Consider the following 16,877-nt stretch of genomic DNA (forward strand, 5'->3'; position numbering starts at 1 on the left):
CGGCGACTGTAATGTCTTTATAATACTTCCAAGCAAGAGGCGCTACCGCGTGGACAAGGAAGATGCCACGGGAGTCGGAATGAGCCTGGACAAACGACGCACGGTCCTTGTCTGCTCCTGCGAGCGGAGCATGCCACGCTTCGGCGCCAGCGTCGCCCGCGGATGCAAGGGCGCACGGGTCGAGGCGGGGGACCAGTTCTGTGGCGCGGAACTCGACCGGGTGCGCAGCGCCCTGAGCGGCGGCGAAGCAGTCACCATCAGCTGCACGCAACAGGCGCCGCTTTTCGGCGACCTCGCCGAGGAACTCGGTTTCGCAGGCGATCTGGTTTTCGCAAACATTCGCGAGACGGGCGGCTGGTCGCAGGATGCTGCTGCTGCCGGCCCGAAAGCGGCGGCTCTGCTCGCCATGGCGGCCGAACCCGCTTCGTCACCCGCGCTCGTTACGCTTTCGAGCAATGGTGTCGTCCTGGTCTATGGCTGCGACGCGACGGCGATCGATGCGGGCCGGCAACTCGCCGAAAAGCTGGACGTCACTGTGTTGCTTAGCCGTCCGCGCGATATCGCGCCGCACCGGGTCTGGGATTTTCCCGTCATGCAGGGAACGATCCGGCAAGCGCGCGGCCATCTTGGCGCCTTCGAATTGACAGTCGACGATTTCGCGGCGCCCAATCCATCTTCGCGCGATCGGCTTGGCTTCGGGATATCGCGGGATGGAGCGGTCTCGAACGCCGACATCATCCTTGATCTCTCCGGCGGGGTTCCACTTTTCCCTGCTCATGAATTGCGCGACGGCTACGTGAAGGCCGATCCCGGCGATCGCGCCTCCGTCGCCGTTGCGATCGCAACGGCAGCCGATTTGGTTGGCGAGTTCGACAAGCCGCGCTTCATCGATTTCTCCGCCGATCTGTGCGCCCATTCGAGATCGCGCATCACCGGCTGCACGCGGTGCCTCGATCTGTGCCCGACAGGGGCGATAGCGCCTGCCGGCGACCACGTCGCAATCGATGCGGAAGTGTGCGCCGGCTGCGGCAGCTGCGCGGCGGCATGTCCCACGGGTGCTGCCGCCTACGCCGTGCCGGATGCCGAGTCGCTGCTTCGGCGGCTGCGGACGCTTCTTGTCACCTATCGTGAGGCGGGCGGCCTGGATGCGATTGTGCTTTTCCATGATCTCGGCCATGGCGAGCCGCTGATCGACGCACTTGCCCGCTTCGGCGCGGGTCTGCCCGCAAATGTCCTGCCGGTCGCGGTGAACGAGATAACCCAGTTAGGGGTCGAGGCGTGGACCGCGCCGGTCGCCTGGGGCGCTTGCGCCGTAAGGGCGCTGTCGTCGGCCAAGCCAAGGCATGAGCTTACCGGAATTGCCGCAAACGTCGCAATCGCCAATCTTTTGAGCCGGTCTCTCGGTTATGGCGCGGAGGTCTGCGGATTGATCGAAGTGGACGATCCCGACCTCCTCGCCTCGGCGCTCGACCTGATTACTCCAGATGTTGCGTCGCGGCGCCCGGCGGCATTCCTGCCGCTCGGCAAGAAGCGCAGCTTGCTGACGAGCACCATGCTCGAGCTGCATCGAGCCGCGCCGACGCCGGTCGACCGGGTGGCGTTGCCTGCTGCAGCTCCGTTCGGCGGCCTGGACGTCAATGTCGAAGGCTGCACGCTCTGCCTCTCTTGTGTCTCGGCTTGTCCAACCGGGGCGCTTTCCGACAGCGAACAGCAGCCGGCCCTGTATTTTTCCGAGAGCGCCTGCGTGCAGTGCGGCCTTTGCGCCGCGACCTGCCCGGAGAAGGTCATCACCTTGACGCCGCAGGTAGATTTCCAGGCATGGGGTGCTCGCAGCCGGGTCGTGAAGCAAGAGGAGCCGTACAACTGCATCCGCTGCGCAAAGCCGTTCGGCACAAGGAGCACCGTCGAGCGGATCGTCGCCAAGCTCGAAGGCAAACACTGGATGTTTGCAGGCGAGAACGCACGGCGGCTCGACCTTGTACGGATGTGCGACAATTGCCGCGTCGATGCGGCGATGAATGAGGGCTTCGATCCTTATGCAGGCCCTGGTCGCTCGCCGCCGCGAACCACTGAAGACTATCTGCGGGAGCGCAAGGCCTCGAGCGACAAGGCGGTCTGAGCCCTCGGTCTGAGCCCTCGCTTTGGACTGCCCCTCGACATAGGTCGGGTGCACCGCCTTGCCGGCGTCAAGCGGAGAGCCGGTTTCGAGGGTTGCAATCAACACGCAAATAAACGGTTTTAGCAATCAAATCTTCAGCATAGCGTGACATGCTTGCCGCTCGGCTGACCACCGGGTGGCTCGAATGGATGTATGGGAAAGGGGGGCCTCAGGGCCCGTCGATTGGTAGATCGAACGCACCTCGACATGCAGGACGATCCTGCCGTCACGGCGGAAGTTGAGCGACTTCTGGCGCAGCGCACGCGCGACATCCGGCTCAAAGGCGAGATCAAGCGCCTGTTTCAGGCACGTGTCTGGTCGCAAACGGCCAAGATCATCCGCGCCTGGATGACATGGGTGGCGTTCCTGGATGTCCTGACGCTGGCGCTCAACCTGGTGATGCTTCCAAGGTCGATCGCGCTATCCATGCTCTTGCCTGGCGCCATCATCCCTCCCGTCGCTGCAGCCGTGGTCCTTGTCTGGCGAAAACGGCGCCCGTCCTGGGTCCAGGGGGGTTCCCTGATCACAGGCATGTTCCTCATCCTGTTGTCGATCGTATTGGTCGGCGCAAGCGCCGGCGGCGAGTTCTACGAACGGCACTTGAACATCATGCTGTTCGTAGCGATTACCGCCATCATCATCTTCGGCGTCCCTCAGGCATGGACCGTGACGGTCGCGGCTTTGGCTCTCGGTCTCTATCTCGTCTTCCAGGTGCAGAACCCGGGCCTTGAGATTGGCAATGCGGTGGCTGCCACGTTGTTTTTTGCCAGCGGCATTCTCGCTACGGTCGCCGCGCGGCGTACGATGACAATTCTGGCTCAGAAGACTTTTCTGTTCGAGCTTCGAGACCGACACAGGGTTGCCGAACTGGCAGAAGCGAACGATCGGCTGGAGCTTCTGGCGAGAACCGATCCGCTGACCGGCGTCGACAATCGGCGCCGGATGACGGAAACGCTCGACCACGTCTGGGGCGGTGGCGGCAAATGCCCCGGCGGGGCCGCCATGCTGATGTGCGACATCGACGACTTCAAGAAGCTCAACGATCGTCTCGGTCATGCCGAGGGCGATCGTTGCCTCATCGAGGTCGCCCGCTTGATCCGGGAGAACGTTAGGCGCGATCGCGATCATGTTGCGCGCTACGGCGGTGAGGAATTTCTCGTGCTGCTTCCAAGTGTGAACGAGCAGGAGGCCGCCATTGTAGCCGAGCGAATTCGCGAGTGTGTGGAAGCTGCTCGTCTTCCTAACCCTGGATCCCGCGTGTCCCGCTATATCACCCTCAGCATCGGCGTGGCGGTCCAGGCGCCGGACCAGGCCATTTCGCCGGAGCAGCTCCAGCGCCAGGCCGATGAAGCACTCTATGTTGCCAAGCAGACTGGCCGCAATCGGGCGGTGTTCCACAGGCTGGAGTCATCGAGCCTTTTGGGCGCTCGGTCGATGCGGTGATGTCGAAGTTCAGTCGGTGCGTGTCTCGGCCTGAAGAAAGCGGATCAGGGCTGCCCGATCCTCGGCATTGCTGATCGTCTGTTCAGGCATCTTGGTGCCGGGGGTGTAGGCGTTCGGACCCAGCTCGAACAGCTCTGACACGGTTTTCGGTGTCCAGACGATGTCCATTTTCCGGAAAGCGGGCGAATAATGGTAACCCGGCACGGACGCTATCTTGCGCCCGAAAATGCCATGCAGCGTCGGCCCGGCTCGATGGCCATCGTTCGGGTCGAGCGTATGGCAGGCAACGCAGGCGCGAAATACTTCTGCGTCCGGATTGCCTGCGTATCTGGCCATCGGATCGGTCCTGCCTGCTGTAGCGGCTCCAAGGCGCTCGCCCGTCTCGACGTTCCATTCCCGCACCAGATGGTCGGCGCCGCCAGCCAGAAGCGTCTTGCCGCCAGCCGCGAACGCAAGCGACCATACCGCCACGCCGGAGGTGTCGAGCGTGCGGATGGTGGAGAGGCTGATGGCGTCCAGCAACAGGATTCCATCACCGATGCCGGCGACGGCGAGATAGTTCGCGTCTGGGGTGGCGGCGAGAGCAATCACCGGTTTGCCCAAGACCGGAACTTCCAGCTGCACTTTGCCGCGCCGGTCGAGCAGCCGCAGCTGCCCGTCAGCACCTGCGACGAACAGGCGGTCGCCGGACGCTCTTGCTAGCGCGTTGAGCGGCGTCGGCATGATGGCCCGAAGCGGAGCCGCCCCAGCCTGGCTCGGCCAAAAGATGACTGTCGCGTCATAGCCGGCGCTGACGAGGGTTGCGTCCGCCAAGAAGGCGAGCGCATTGACGTTTGCACGATGGCCTTCGAGGACGCGCGCTGGCCCACCGGCAAGCGGCCAGAGCCGGACGGTGGTGTCCCAGGACGCCGAAGCCAGCATCGATCCGTCGGGTGACAGTTCGAGGTCGGCGACAGGCCCGGTGTGGCCCTCCAGGATGCGGGCCGGCTCGCCTCGACCGATTTGCCAGATCGCGATGCGACCATCCGTACCGGCGCTGGCAAAGCGCCCGTTTGGCAATGCAGCGACGGCAGTTACCTCACCTTCATGAAAGAGCAGCACGTCGCGTGCTTCGCCGGTCTCAAGCGACCAGATGATTGCCTTGGTATCAAAACTGCCGGTTGCCACCGTCTTTTCGTCCGGCGCCACGGAAATCGCCCGCACCGGACCGCCATGCCCGCGCAGTTCCGCACCATGTGCCGTCGCGCCGGCGAGGAAAACAGCAGCGAGCAAAGCTGTTGCGAGCGTCTTATGCATTGCGCATCATACGTTTCCGTGTTCCGCTGGCGGGCAGCGTCTTTGCCGGGGAACAGCATGCGATCGCGACCCGACCAGCCGCACAGTCCAAGCTATTAGAGGCAATCCTATGACTCAAAACATGGAAACCGATGCCTTCAACGTGTCGATGCGCAAGTTCCTGAAGCAGGTCGGCGTCACCTCGCAGCAGGCGATCGAAAAGGCCGTGGCGGATGCGGGACTGAAAGGGCAGGGGCGCCTGACCGTGAGGGCCGTGATCACGGCCGAACGCGCGGGTCTGCACCACGTCGTCGAAGGCGACATCGACCTTGGCTGAACAGGTTCGGCGGTGCGCCCGGCGCTCCATCGACACCCACATCAATGGAAGAATCGGACCTGCCCGGCCGGGCTCGTGTCATAGCCCGTGAGTTCTGCGGCACGCTGAGCGAAGCTGTCCTGGGCCATGAGGCGGATCAGCGCCTGGATCGAAGGCTGGAAATAGGTTCGCTGCCGCATCAGCAGATCGAAATTCTCCCACGCCAATGACACGAATTCGAGGCCGGCGGCGCGCGCGGCGGCGCGTGTGGCGATGCCGCAATCGGCCCTGCCGGTCCGGATCGCGGCAGCGAGTTCCGGCCCTGTCAGGCATGGCGGCTCGAGCCGGTTCAACCGCCTCTGGCTGGCGCCGGCGCGGGCGACCAGGACATCCAGCAGCATTTGGGCTCCGGCCCCGACCTGGCGCATCGCGATCTTGGCGCCGCTTTCTAGGACATCGGCCAGGCTGTTGAGCGATCGGGGGTTGCCCGGCGGCAGCAGCAGCCCTTTTTCGCGCCGCGTGAAACCGATCAGCACCGCATCGTGCAGCCGCGGCATGGCGCGCGCGGCCTCCACATTGGGGTCGGCGGCATCACCGTGGAAATGGATCGCCGCAGCGGCAATCTCGCCACGCAAAAGACGCGCAACGCCGCCTGCCGTCCCCTCGGTAAGCGAGGCGAGGCCAGAGCCCGCCTGGCGAAGGCTCCATTCAAGCAGGTCGTCCTGGCTGCCGCCGACTATGGGCGGCGGCTCGGGCGCAATCATTCCGTCGGGACGCGCCAATCCCGAGAGAACCCACCGGTCGAGCTCGTTGCGCGGAAACAGCCATTTGCCCGTCACTTTGCTGCACGGGATGCTGTTTTTGGCGACCAGCTCGTAAAGCTTGCGTTCGCCAAGGCGCAAATAGTCTGCGGCTTCTGCAGTCGTCAGCAAATCCATCCTGCAATCTTATGCATATTCCTGCGCAGGTTCAATTGTTTGACGAATGCGGAGTAAATGCAGCAGAAATAGCAGGACGACGCAGCGCAGGTGAAAGGGTATGTCAGAAGGCCTAAATGCATGGCAGCTTATCGCGAGTGGCGACGCGACGCTGATCTCGATCGTGCGGCTTTCGCTGACCATTACCCTGGCCGCCGTTGCAGTTGCGGCCGTCGTGGGACTGCCGCTCGGGGCGTTGCTGGCACTGACCCGTTTTCCGGGACGTTCCGCGCTCGTCGTGCTTGTCAACGGCTTCATGGGCCTGCCGCCCGTAGTCGTCGGCCTGACCGTTTACCTGCTGTTGTCGCGATCAGGGCCGCTCGGCGCGTTCGGCCTGCTGTTCACACCGGCCGCCATGGTCATCGCGCAGGCGCTTCTCGTCCTGCCGATTATCGCGGCTCTGACGCGCCAGACCATCGAGGATTTGTGGCGCGAATATCGCGACGAACTGACGGCGATGGGCGTCGGCCCGACAGGCCGGGTGGCGACGCTCTTGTGGGACAGCCGTTTCAGCCTGATCACCGCAATGCTCGCCGGCTTCGGCCGGGCGGCCGCCGAAGTCGGCACGGTCATGATCGTCGGCGGCAACATCGAGGGCTTTACCCGAACCATGACCACCACGATCGCGCTCGAAACCTCAAAGGGAGACCTGCCGCTCGCGATGGGTCTCGGCGCCATCTTGATCGGCCTCATTCTTGCGATCAATGCCGCTGCCTGGGGCCTGCGAGTGTGGTCGGAGCAACGGGTGGCTTGATGATGCGGGCCGCGCTAACCGACCTTCCTCTCATTCTGGACCGGGTCTCGCTCAGCGCCGGCGCCACGACCATGCTCCACCGCCTGAACCTGGCGATTGCTCCCGGTGCGCCGACACTGGTGCTCGGTCCCAATGGCGCGGGCAAGACGTCACTGCTTCGGGTTTGCATGGGACTTGCCGCGCCTTCCGCAGGAACTGTGAGCTGGGGTGGGCGCACCGATCGCGGCCTCGGCCGCCGGGCAATGCTGCTCCAGAAACCGGTGATGCTGCGCCGCTCCGTCGCCGCCAACGTGGCTTACGGACTGGCGCAAGCTGGCTGTCCGCGCCATCGTCGCGCGACACGCACCGAGGAACTTCTCGATCGTGTGGGCCTTCTGGGCCTGGCGGCGCGACCTGCGCGGCGCTTGTCCGGCGGCGAGCAACAGCGCGTGGCGCTTGCCCGCGCACTGGCGCGCGAACCCGAGGTCCTGCTGCTCGATGAGCCCACCGCCAGCCTTGATCCCGCTGCAACCCGCCATGTCGAGGAGATCATCCTCATGGCCTCCCAATCGGGCACCAAGATCGTCATGGCTTCGCACGATCTCGGTCAGGTGCGACGGCTCGCGGGAGATGTCGTCTTCCTCGTTCGCGGCCGACTGTGCGAGCACGCCAGCGCCGGTGATTTTTTCGATCGCCCCGCATCCGCAGAAGCTGCAGCCTTTATCCATGGGGAACTCGTTCTTTGACTGCGGAAATGGAGCTTCCAGTGCTGAACCGTCGGCAGTTTACCGCAATTGCGGTCATTTTGACCTTCCTCGCCTCCAGCGGCGCATCGGCCAGCGCACAGGAACAGTCGATCGTGGTGGCCTCGACGACGTCGACGCGGGATGCCGGCCTTTTCGACCACATACTGCCGTTGTTCACCATAAGGACCGGTATCGAGGTGAGGGTGGTCGCGCAGGGAACCGGCCAGGCGCTCGACGCCGGCCGCCGGGGAGACGCAGACGTGGTCTTCGTCCATGCCAGGGCGCAGGAGGAGAAATTCGTCCAGCAAGGTTTTGGCGTGAGACGCTTCGATGTGATGTACAATGATTTCGTCCTGATTGGGCCCAGAAGCGACCCGGCCGGCATCAAGGGTTCGCCGGATATCGCAGTCGCCTTGACATCGATCCAGAGCAAAAAAGCTGTTTTTGTTTCCCGCGGCGACAAATCCGGAACCCACTTTGCTGAACTCGGACTCTGGAAGGCGGCAGGTGTCGATATCGCGGCGATGAAGGGGTCCTGGTACAAGGAGATAGGGCAGGGCATGGGCGCTGCACTCAACACAGCCGGCGCCATGGATGCCTATGTGCTTTCCGATCGCGCCACATGGCTGGCGTTCAAGAACCGCGGCGAACTGGAGATCGTGGTCCAAGGCGATAAAAGGCTGTTCAACCAGTACGGTGTCATGGTGGTGAATCCCGCGAGGCACCCGAGCGTCAAGGCTGAACCCGGCCAACGCTTCATAGATTGGCTGATCTCGCCTGAAGGACAGCAGGCGATCGGCGAATACAATATTGACGGCCAGCAACTGTTCTTCCCGAACGCTGAGCAGAAGCGCTCCTGAAGTCGGTTGCAAAGCGGGTTGCATCTGCCCCATCATCGGACATGATGAGAATGCAGCCTTCCTTCGGCGCGCTGACCGGTCTCGAAGCGGCTCTCGCCGCACTCCTCGACGGAGTGGAGCCGGTTGCGCCCACTCTTTTGCCGCTTGACCAGACGCTTGGGAAGATCGGCGCCGCCATGCCGCCCCGGGCACGCGCGCATCCCATCCACGACACGGCAAGGACAGATGGCTGGGCGTGCCGCGCGCTCGATCTTGCTGGTGCGTCGGCCTATTCGCCGCTGCCGCTGATGGCAATGCCGGTCTGGATAGAGGCAGGCGGCGCCATGCCGGAGGGATGCGATTGCGTTCTCGATGCCGATCTCATCGATTGCAGCGGCCCGATGCCCCAGGCGCTCGATGAAGCGGCACCGGGCCAAGGCGTGCGACGCGCCGGCGAGGACATGGCGGCGGGCCGACCGCTCATCATTGCAGGGGACAGGCTGTCGGCCGCTGACCTCCTGACAGTGCGAAGCGCAGGGATTGGTGAAATTGCGGTGCGGATGCCGCAGGTGCGCCTGATCGATGTCGCCGCCCCGACGAGCGATACTTTCACGGCGCATTTTATCGCCGACCTTGCAAGAGCCTCTGGCGCGACCGTATTCGATATCGAAACGGTTGCGCGCGACGCCAGATCCGTCGCCCAGGCGCTTGGCAATGCAGCCGGCGATTTGATCATCCTGATTGGAGGCACTGGTGCGGGGCGCGCCGACGCTACAGCTGACGCGCTTGCCGCGCGTGGGGCGCTCGTCGCCCACAACATAGCGCTGCAGCCCGGCCGAACCGCGGCGATCGGCCGGCTCGTCGGGGTCCCGATCATTGCTCTGCCCGGCGCGCCCGATCAGGCCTTTGCCGGCTTTTTGGCGCTTGTTCAGCCGGCTATCGATCGCCTGACGGGCAGGAGCGCCCGGCGACAGACGGTCCTGGCACTGGAGCGAAAAATCTCCTCCACGGTCGGACTGGCCGAGATCGTCCTGCTGAAGCAGGAACAAGACAGATGGCGGCCGCTTGCGATAGGAGATTTTTCGCTGGAGGCGATCCGCCTGGCGGATGCATGGCTTGCCATTCCAGGGGGCAGTGAGGGTTGGGCCGCGGGAACAGCTGTCGGCGCCTTTGTGTTTGACGATCCCAGATGAGTCGGTGATGACCAGATCCACCCGCCCAGATACCGGCCAGGAGCATACCGGCCAGGAGCAGTTCCTGACGGTCCTGTCGCGCGACGAGGCGCTCGCCCGTTTCGAGGCGGTGCTATTTCCCAGGACGACCCCGACCGAAGAACTGATGCTGGCGGATGCGCTTGGGCTGCCGCTTGCCGATGATGTCACGGCTCCGATCGACGTGCCGCCCTTCGACCGTTCGAACGTCGATGGTTTTGCCGTGCGCGCCGCCGACATCGCCACCGCGTCGGAGGCGCTTCCTGCCAGGCTCCTGCTCAACCGCGAATCCATCGCCTGCGGTGTCGCCCCGCAAATCCCTGTGCTCGCAGGCACCGCCACCTCGATCGCGACGGGCGGGCCGGTGCCGCGCGGCGCCGATGCCATCGTCATGGTGGAGCACACACACCCAGCCGAAGGCGATGCCATCGAGGTCAGGCGCGGAGCCTCGCCCGGCCAGTTCATCTCGCATGCCGGATCCGACATTGCCCGCGGTGAGGTTCTGCTGCGCGTCGGAACGGTGATCGGCTCGCGTGAAATCGGCATGCTTGCCGCCTGTGGAATTGCGCTGGTGACGGTGGCGCGCAAGCTGCGGGTGGCGGTTTTGTCGACCGGCGACGAACTTGTCCAACCAGGCGACACCCTGCGACCCGCCGGCATTTACGACGCCAATGGCGCAATCGTCAGCGCCGCGATAACCGAAAATGGCGGCCAGGCGAGCTTTCTCGGCGCCTATCCGGATGACGAAGCCACACTCGAAGCCGCCATGCGCGAGACGCTGGCGGCGCATGACGTGCTGATAGTGTCGGGTGGGACGTCCAAGGGCGCGGGTGATGTCAGCCACCGCATCGTGAACCGTCTCGGCGCGCCCGGCATCGTTGCCCATGGCGTGGCGCTGAAGCCGGGAAAGCCGCTTTGCCTCGCCGTCTGCGACGGCAAGCCGGTCGTCGTGCTGCCGGGATTCCCGACTTCGGCCATGTTCACCTTCCACGACATGATCGTACCCGTGCTGCGCCGCATGGCGGGCCTGCCGCCTCGGACCGAAGCGAAGGTCGCGGCAAAGGTCCCACTGCGCATTCAGTCCGAACTCGGCCGCACGGAGTTCGTGATGGTATCGCTGGTCGAGGGTGAGCAGGGGCTGGTCGCCTATCCCACCGGCAAGGGCTCGGGGGCGATAACGTCCTTTGCCCAGGCCGACGGCTTCATCAGCATCGAAGCTCTAGCCGACAATATGCCTGCCGGAAGCGAGGCGTCGGTGACGCTGTTCACCCCGCACGTCCGTGTTCCCGATCTCGTGGTGATCGGCAGCAACTGCACCGGCCTCGATCTTGTCGTGGGCATTCTGTTTCGCGCCGGCCTGACGGTGCGGTCCATCGCGGTCGGCAGCCTGGGCGGCCTGGCCGCGGCCAGGCGAGGCGAGTGCGATATCGCGCCCATCCACCTCTTCGATGCCAAGACGCAAAGCTACAATGCGCCGTTCCTGAGCGAAGGTCTCGAACTCGTGCAGGGATGGAGACGCATGCAGGGCATCGTCTACCGCTCGGGCGACGTGCGCTTCCAGGGGACCGACCCGGAGGAGGCGGTGCGAGCCGCACTCGCCGATCCCAATTGCATGATGGTCAACCGCAACCAGGGTTCGGGTACGCGCATCCTGATCGACCAACTGCTTGGCCCGGCGCGTCCCGACGGATATTGGAACCAGCCCCGCTCGCACAATGCCGTCGCGGCGGCAGTCGCACAGAACCGAGCAGACTGGGGCGTCACCATTGCGCCGGTGGCGCGCTCAGCCGGGCTCGGTTTCATTGCGCTGAAGGAAGAGCATTATGATTTCGCGCTGGTCTCTGCCCGCAAACAGCGACCCGCGGTGCAGGCCTTCCTTGCCGCGCTCGCTTCGCCTGAATTCAACGAGGGGATCGAGCGCATGGGTTTTACCCGACCCGGCCAAGTGTGAAATATTCGGGCTAAGGGTCGGTAAGCTGCCAAACGAGCCGTTCGGCCTCGGCAAAATCTGTAACCGTGTTGACATTGAAGAAGGGGTCCACCGGCTTGTCCGGCCAGCACGCGGTGGCAACCTGGTAGCGAGCCGTCCACAGGTCGATCTTGCGAACGCCCTCTTCGACGAGTGCATGGCGTAACGCATCGCGCATCGCCACTTGCCAGAGCCCGATGACAGGATGCGTCCGACCCGCTGACATCGCCACCGCCAGATCCGCAGCTTTCGCTATGCGCGCCCGATGCAGCCGTTCGACGAGGTCGCGCGGCATGAAAGGACAGTCGGCTGCGACGCTGACGATCCATTCGACATCGGGCCTGTTCGCCGCTGTCCAGTCGAGGCCCGCAAGCACGCCGGCAAGCGGGCCCGGATAGTTCTCGACCGGGTCGGCGACGACTGGAAGGCGAAAACGGTCGAAGCGGGCAGGGTCGCCATTGGCGTTCAGCAAGAGCCCGTCGCATTGCGGGCTGAGGCGCTCGAGGACACGATCGAGGATGGTGGTTCCGTCGAGCCGACGCATGGATTTGTCGCCGCCGCCCATGCGCCGGGCGAGTCCCCCGGCGAGAACGACGCCCAAGGTCGGCACCTTTTCATTCGTCATCGGCTCATTCGCCATCGGCAGCTCCCTTGCGTCTGTGACGCGGTGCTTCCTCGTCGACGGAAGCGAGGTCCTGGTCGAAGACGATGCGGTCCGCGCCCGACAGCACGGCGAACCGCTTGCCGCGCGCCCGACCGACCAGCGTCAGGCCGGCCTGACGGGCCAGATCTACTCCCCAGGCGGTGAAACCCGAGCGCGAGACGAGGATCGGAATGCCCATTCGAACCGTCTTGATCGTCATCTCCGACGTCAGCCTGCCCGTCGTGTAAAGGATCTTGTCAGCGGCATCGATGCCGTGGCGATACATCCAGCCGGCGATCTTGTCGACGGCGTTGTGGCGCCCGACGTCCTCCATGTAGCAGATCGGCGTGCCTTCCTTGCAAAGCACGCAGCCATGAATCGCGCCCGCCTGGAGATAGAGCGACGGCGTCGTGTTGATCGTGCGGGTCATTTGGTAAAGCCAGGAGGTGTGCAGCGCGGCTGGCGGCAGAGTGACATCGAGCGCCTCGAGAAGATCGCCGAAAGCGGTCCCCTGCGCGCAGCCTGAAGTCTGCGTCCGTTTTCTAAGCTTCTGCTCGTAATTTGTGTTGCGCTCGGTACGGACGACCACGACCTGCACGTCGTCGTCATATTCGACCTCGGTTACGACGTCGTCAGATTTGAGCATGTTCTGATTGAGCAGGTAGCCCAGCGCCAGATATTCGGGATAGTCGCCGATCGTCATCATCGTGACGATCTCCTGGGCATTCAGATAGAGCGTCAGCGGGCGTTCAACGGGGACGCGGATTTGAAGAGCGGCGCCCGTATGATCGATGCCGCTGACCTGTTCGGTCAATCGGATGTCATCCGGGCTCGGCATGATGATGGCGGGGTCTGGTCGGGTTTTCATCTGTTGCATGGCGCTCTCTTGAAATTGCAATCCCGCTCGCCGGAGTGGACGCGTTACCTCCGGCTTGACCTGCACTATATAGCCTGTTCAAACCGATGCCGGTCCACAAAAGCGCGCACAGGCGCAGACTGGGCTTGCCGGATGGCGCCGAGCTGCCGGCTCGGCCAGATCCATAGAGGCTGAAGGCTCGATGGCGCAACTTTCAGATGACTGCTTCGCTTTCGGCGGCCCGATGCGATCGCTCGATGATACAGCCGCACTGATTGCTTCACGGCTGACCGTTGTCGACGAGACCGAAACCGTCCAGCTGGCGATTGCCGATGGGCGCGTCCTGGCGAGTGATCTGGTGGCGCCGCTGGCCCTGCCGCCTTTCACCAACTCAGCCGTCGACGGCTATGCACTGCGCGGCGACGACCTGCCGGGAACCGTTGAAAAAACCTTGCCGGTGAGCGGCAGGATCCAGGCTGGGATGGCGCCGGATCGGCACGCCGCGCCCGGACAAGCCATACGCATCTTCACCGGCGCTCCGCTGCCGGAGGGGGCAGATACGGTCTACATGCAGGAAGATGTCCGTGTCGACGATAGCGGCAGGGTCATTCTTCCGCCCGGCCTGAAAAGAGGAGCCAACGTGCGGCCGGCGGGCGAGGACGTCGCAGCAGGCAAGGTGGTCCTGCAGGCCGGCCAGCGCATGCGCCCGCAGGATGTTGCGCTCGCCGCGGCGCTCGGCATGACGCAGATCGATGTGCGGCGCAAAGTTCGCGTCGCGATCTTCTCGACCGGCAACGAGATCGTCGCGCCGGGAAAGGTCCGGGGACCGGCCCAGCTTTTCGATTCGAACCGCTTCATGCTGATGGCCATGCTGGCAAGATTGGGCTGCGAGACCACCGATTTGGGCATTCTGATCGACGACAGCAGGCTGATCGCGGATGTGCTGAGCAAGGCTGCGCCAGGACAGGACCTGATCCTGGCGTCCGGCGGGGTCTCGACCGGGGAGGCCGACTGCGTCAAGGCCGCCGTCGAGAGTGTGGGCACCCTGGTCTTCTGGCGGGTGGCCATAAAACCCGGCCGCCCAGTCGCCATGGGGGTGATCCGGGGAACAGCCTTCATTGGGCTGCCCGGCAATCCGGTGGCGAGCTTCGTCACATTCGCCCATATTGCGCGCGCCGCGATCTTTGCACTGGCCGGCGCACGGCAGCAGCCACCAATTTCGCGGCCGGTGCGGGCCGCCTTCTCCTACCGCAAAAAGCCGGGGCGACGCGAATATGTGCGGGTAAGCCTGCGTGGGACGCAGGATGGCACATATGAAGCCGTCAAATTCCCGCGCGAGGGCGCTGGCATGCTGTCTTCTTTGGTTCAAACGCACGGCCTTGTCGAACTCGGCGAGGAAACAGCCGAGGTCGAGCCGGGCCAGACCGTTCAGTTCCTTGCCTATTCGGACCTGTATTGACGAACGCCGTCGAGCCGGTGGGCATGCAGTATGCCAAAATGCGGTGCGACGCCTGGCCGCTCTCACTTGCGGTACCCCTGAGGCGGTGACCGTTGACGACCAGTGAGCGGTCCGCCATGGTGCGCCACCATGACGACGAGACAGCTCGATCTGACGGGATTGAAATGTCCCTTGCCGGCGCTGAAAACCCGCAAGGCGCTCAGCGGCATAAGCCCAGGCGAGCGCCTTGAGGTCCGTTGCACCGATCCGCTGGCAGCCATAGACATTCCCAATCTGATCAACGAAATGGGCGACCGCCTGGAGGCGATGCAACGGCAGGGAGACCACATCGTTTTCTTGATCGAGAAGGCGCAAGCTGCCCCGGTATAGGCCGTGCGACAAATCAGGGCGCAGATCAGTTCTGTCGCGGCGCCCCGGCCATGCTAAAATTGTCAAACCGGCATTTGGTTCAACTTGTCTGCCAAGTCGATTTGTGTGCCAAGTCCTTGAATCCAAGGTGCGCCGGGCTGAGGGAACTCACAACCACATTGGTGGCGGGAGCCGCCTTCCTCAGACGAAGGGTCCGGGAGGAGAGAGGATGACAATGCAGCAACGGCGATCTCCCGATCGCGGACCCAAAGGGCGGGCGCTGGATGATGTTGCCCTGGCCGAGGTCCGGGAACTTCTTGGCCATCGCGAACGGCGCCGGGATCTGTTGATCGAATTCCTGCATCTGATCCAGGACCGCTACGGTTGTCTGTCGGCCGCGCATCTGCGCGCGCTTGCCGAAGACATGCGCCTGTCCCAGGTGGAGGTTTACGAGGTCGCGACCTTCTACGACCATTTCGATATCGTCAGGGAAGGCGAGGCGAGACCCGCGCCGCTGACAATCCGGGTGTGCGAATCGATAAGCTGCATGCTGGCGGGCGCCGAACACCTGATTGGCGAACTGGCCGCCAAGGCCGACCCAAACACAGTCCGCGTCATGCGTGCGCCCTGCATGGGCCGCTGCGCCGCAGCGCCCGCGGCGCGCATTGGCGACCGTGAGGTCGACCAAGCCAGCAGCCATATCCTCATCGATCTGGCTCGCTCGGGCGATACGAAAGTTGTCGTGCCCGATTATGTTGGCCTCGATGCCTATCGGGCCGCTGGCGGCTATCAGCTTCTCCGGAAGGTGAAGGCGGGCGAGACCGGCATTGACGCCATCATCGAGATCATGGAGCACGCCGGTCTGCGCGGTCTCGGCGGCGCCGGCTTTCCGGCCGGCAAGAAATGGAACTTCGTGCGCGGCTATCCAGGGCCGCGGCTGATGTCGATCAATGGCGACGAAGGCGAACCTGGCACTTTCAAGGACCGCATCTATCTTGAAAAGGATCCGCACCGCACCTTCGAAGGCGCGATTATCGCCGCCCACGCGGTCGAGGCCGAGCGCATCTATTTCTACATGCGCGACGAATACCCTGCCGTGCTCGCCATTTTGCGCGCCGAGATCGCGGCGCTCGAGGCAGCCGGCATCGTCAAGCCCGGTTTCATCGACCTTCGGCGCGGCGCCGGCGCCTATATTTGCGGCGAGGAAAGCGCGATGCTGGAAAGCATCGAGGGCAAGCGCGGCATGCCCCGCCACCGGCCTCCCTATATTGCCGAAGTCGGACTTTTCGGACGCCCGACACTCAACCACAATGTCGAGACGCTGTGGTGGATTCGCGACATCGTCGAGAAGGGACCCGAATGGTTCGCCGCGCAGGGCAAGCCCGGCCATCAGGGAATTCGCTCCTGGTCGGTTTCCGGGCATGTGAAGGAGCCGGGTGTCAAGCTGGCCCCGGCTGGCGTCACCGTGCGCGAACTGATCGAGGATTATTGCGGCGGCATGGCAGACGGGCATGAATTCAAGGCCTATCTGCCAGGTGGAGCCTCGGGCGGCATCCTTCCGGCGTCGATGGGCGATATTGAACTCGATTTCGGCGGCGAACTCGCCAAGCAGGGCGCCTTTGTCGGCTCACATGCTGTGGTCGTGCTTTCGCAAGCCGACAACATCAGGGATGTGACCCTCAATCTTATGAATTTCTTCAAACACGAGAGTTGCGGGAAATGCACGCCGTGCCGGGAGGGAACCGAAAAGCTGGTAATGCTCTTGAAAGAGAAGGGCGTGCCGAATGAGACGGCGATGCGCGACCTTGAAACAGTGATGCGCGATTCCTCCATCTGCGGTCTCGGCCAGGCGGCGCCCAATCCGGTCAATCACCTTTTGACGCATTTTAGGGATGATCTTTGAA

At 63.8% G+C, this 16,877-nt stretch carries 15 protein-coding genes; 11 read left to right on the forward strand and 4 right to left on the reverse strand.

Annotated elements, in window-relative coordinates; translation table 11 throughout:
* Positions 1-79: 79 nt before the first annotated feature.
* Together AC0L2V_RS13775 and AC0L2V_RS13780 are read left to right on the forward strand one after the other, a co-directional pair.
* Entirely contained in the window at positions 80-2,119 is a 2,040-nt protein-coding gene (locus AC0L2V_RS13775) for a 4Fe-4S binding protein (protein WP_473520343.1), read from the forward strand.
* A gap of 246 nt (positions 2,120-2,365) precedes the next feature.
* A complete protein-coding gene (locus AC0L2V_RS13780) occupies positions 2,366-3,601 on the forward strand; it encodes a GGDEF domain-containing protein (RefSeq protein ID WP_288142045.1) in 1,236 nt (411 codons plus the stop codon).
* A gap of 9 nt (positions 3,602-3,610) precedes the next feature.
* On the opposite strand, the gene AC0L2V_RS13785 is transcribed toward AC0L2V_RS13780, so the two are convergent.
* On the reverse strand, positions 3,611-4,897 hold the full coding sequence (locus AC0L2V_RS13785) for a hypothetical protein (RefSeq protein ID WP_473520344.1): 1,287 nt from the start codon (positions 4,895-4,897) through the stop codon (positions 3,611-3,613).
* 109 nt (positions 4,898-5,006) lie between these two features.
* Here AC0L2V_RS13785 and AC0L2V_RS13790 point away from each other — a divergent pair, with 109 nt between their 5' ends.
* The gene (locus tag AC0L2V_RS13790) at positions 5,007-5,213 is read left to right on the forward strand and encodes a DUF6494 family protein (protein ID WP_031254328.1); all 207 of its coding nucleotides are present in this window, start codon (positions 5,007-5,009) and stop codon (positions 5,211-5,213) included.
* 41 nt (positions 5,214-5,254) lie between these two features.
* Here the strand turns inward: AC0L2V_RS13790 and AC0L2V_RS13795 are convergent, their stop codons facing one another.
* Complete coding sequence (locus tag AC0L2V_RS13795) at positions 5,255-6,130, reverse strand: substrate-binding domain-containing protein (RefSeq protein WP_473520345.1); 876 nt, start codon at positions 6,128-6,130, stop codon at positions 5,255-5,257.
* A gap of 100 nt (positions 6,131-6,230) precedes the next feature.
* On the opposite strand from AC0L2V_RS13795, the gene AC0L2V_RS13800 reads away from it, so the two are divergent.
* Genes AC0L2V_RS13800 through AC0L2V_RS13820 form a run of 5 tightly spaced genes read left to right on the forward strand, consistent with a single transcriptional unit; the run spans position 6,231 to position 11,649 of the window.
* On the forward strand, positions 6,231-6,923 hold the full coding sequence (locus AC0L2V_RS13800) for an ABC transporter permease (protein WP_473520346.1): 693 nt from the start codon (positions 6,231-6,233) through the stop codon (positions 6,921-6,923).
* Between the two features lie 2 nt (positions 6,924-6,925).
* Entirely contained in the window at positions 6,926-7,648 is a 723-nt protein-coding gene (locus tag AC0L2V_RS13805) for an ATP-binding cassette domain-containing protein (RefSeq protein ID WP_473520440.1), read from the forward strand.
* 8 nt (positions 7,649-7,656) lie between these two features.
* Positions 7,657-8,508: an ABC transporter substrate-binding protein gene (locus AC0L2V_RS13810; RefSeq protein WP_473520441.1), complete on the forward strand. Its 852-nt coding sequence runs from the start codon at positions 7,657-7,659 to the stop codon at positions 8,506-8,508.
* Between the two features lie 50 nt (positions 8,509-8,558).
* On the forward strand, positions 8,559-9,680 hold the full coding sequence (locus AC0L2V_RS13815) for a molybdopterin-binding protein (RefSeq protein ID WP_473520347.1): 1,122 nt from the start codon (positions 8,559-8,561) through the stop codon (positions 9,678-9,680).
* Positions 9,681-9,687: 7 nt separating this feature from the next.
* Positions 9,688-11,649 (forward strand): molybdopterin biosynthesis protein, encoded by a 1,962-nt coding sequence (locus tag AC0L2V_RS13820; RefSeq protein ID WP_473520348.1) that lies wholly within the window; start codon positions 9,688-9,690, stop codon positions 11,647-11,649.
* Between the two features lie 10 nt (positions 11,650-11,659).
* On the opposite strand, the gene mobA is transcribed toward AC0L2V_RS13820, so the two are convergent.
* Positions 11,660-12,307: a molybdenum cofactor guanylyltransferase MobA gene (gene mobA, locus AC0L2V_RS13825; protein WP_473520349.1), complete on the reverse strand. Its 648-nt coding sequence runs from the start codon at positions 12,305-12,307 to the stop codon at positions 11,660-11,662.
* The gene (gene fdhD / locus AC0L2V_RS13830; protein ID WP_473520350.1) at positions 12,297-13,187 is read right to left on the reverse strand and encodes a formate dehydrogenase accessory sulfurtransferase FdhD; all 891 of its coding nucleotides are present in this window, start codon (positions 13,185-13,187) and stop codon (positions 12,297-12,299) included. Before fdhD ends, mobA begins: the two co-directional genes overlap by 11 nt.
* Before the next feature lie 181 nt (positions 13,188-13,368).
* Between fdhD and AC0L2V_RS13835 the strand changes: the two genes are divergently transcribed.
* The 3 genes from AC0L2V_RS13835 (at position 13,369) to AC0L2V_RS13845 (ending at position 16,876) form a co-directional block, all read left to right on the forward strand.
* Complete coding sequence (locus AC0L2V_RS13835) at positions 13,369-14,625, forward strand: molybdopterin molybdotransferase MoeA (RefSeq protein WP_473520351.1); 1,257 nt, start codon at positions 13,369-13,371, stop codon at positions 14,623-14,625.
* 129 nt (positions 14,626-14,754) lie between these two features.
* Positions 14,755-14,994: a sulfurtransferase TusA family protein gene (locus AC0L2V_RS13840; RefSeq protein ID WP_031254334.1), complete on the forward strand. Its 240-nt coding sequence runs from the start codon at positions 14,755-14,757 to the stop codon at positions 14,992-14,994.
* A gap of 208 nt (positions 14,995-15,202) precedes the next feature.
* Positions 15,203-16,876, forward strand: a complete 1,674-nt coding sequence (locus AC0L2V_RS13845) for an NADH-ubiquinone oxidoreductase-F iron-sulfur binding region domain-containing protein (protein WP_473520352.1) — start codon at positions 15,203-15,205, stop codon at positions 16,874-16,876.
* The last annotated feature ends 1 nt before the right edge of the window (position 16,877 follow it).

The organism is Mesorhizobium sp. WSM4814, assembly GCF_055811595.1.